Genomic DNA, 899 nt, shown 5'->3' on the forward strand with positions numbered 1-899 from the left:
GATACCATTTCAAAACCATCCCGATTATTAACCAGGAGCTTTACCACTTCTTTATCGGTGTAAATGGGGATATGTGTTTTGGTTTTAGGCATGATAACCTTAAAAGTGCCATCATAATGCCTGGCTATTGTAATTCTGTTTTCGGTGGCAATGGTAGCCCCATTGCGAAGGCTCATAATGTGCTTTTGCAGTTTAGCAATTGGAGCTACAACATAGTTGTCCGCTTTATTATCGTTATTGTCGGGCGACCATGCCTCACTCATTAAAATACCTTTCTGAACTCCTCTGCCTTTGGTGGTGAAGCTTACCAACTTGCCTGAAAAGTCAGCAGAGCCTTGTAATATGTTTCCAGTTATGATGTATCGGATTTGTCTGTCTGCCGTGAAGTCTTTAATGGCTTCATCCCAACGTTCAATCAAGCTTTCTTTTTGCCCTGTTGTAAGCTGCATACTACGGCTCATCACACGCTCAATTTCTTTGGCAGTATCGCCAGATGCAGGTAGAACGATGTATTTACGACTGTCGGAAATGGCAAAGCGAAGCTTCACCGATGACGGTGCATAAGGATTCTTGCGCTTTGGGTTAATGTCGAAACCAAGAAAAACGCAGTATGAATTGGAACTGCTATCGGTTTCAAAACTTACTGCCGGATAGAAATAACCATGACCGACTTTGAAGAACTTGAAAAAGTTGTTCAGGTAGCGTTTGCGGTTCTCGCTTTGTGTTTTGGTTTTGGTAATCTCGGCTTGTTTTCCTTCTTCAATTTCTTCGGTTCTTTCAGCGACATAATCTCTTTGGGCTGCTTTATCGAAAACGGGGATTTTCTGATACCCCTTTTCGGAGATAATCCCCGCTTGTAGTTCTAAGTATTTGGTTTCTAAATCTTTTAAATCTGAATT

General features: G+C 41.6%; 1 protein-coding gene. It reads right to left on the reverse strand.

The genetic code is table 11. From position 1 onward, the window contains the following. On the reverse strand, positions 1 to 899 hold an 899-nt coding region (locus tag KEM10_RS23830; RefSeq protein WP_212220907.1), incomplete at both ends, for a hypothetical protein.

Source organism: Carboxylicivirga linearis, assembly GCF_018271995.1.
In the GTDB taxonomy this organism is placed as follows: domain Bacteria; phylum Bacteroidota; class Bacteroidia; order Bacteroidales; family Marinilabiliaceae; genus Carboxylicivirga; species Carboxylicivirga linearis.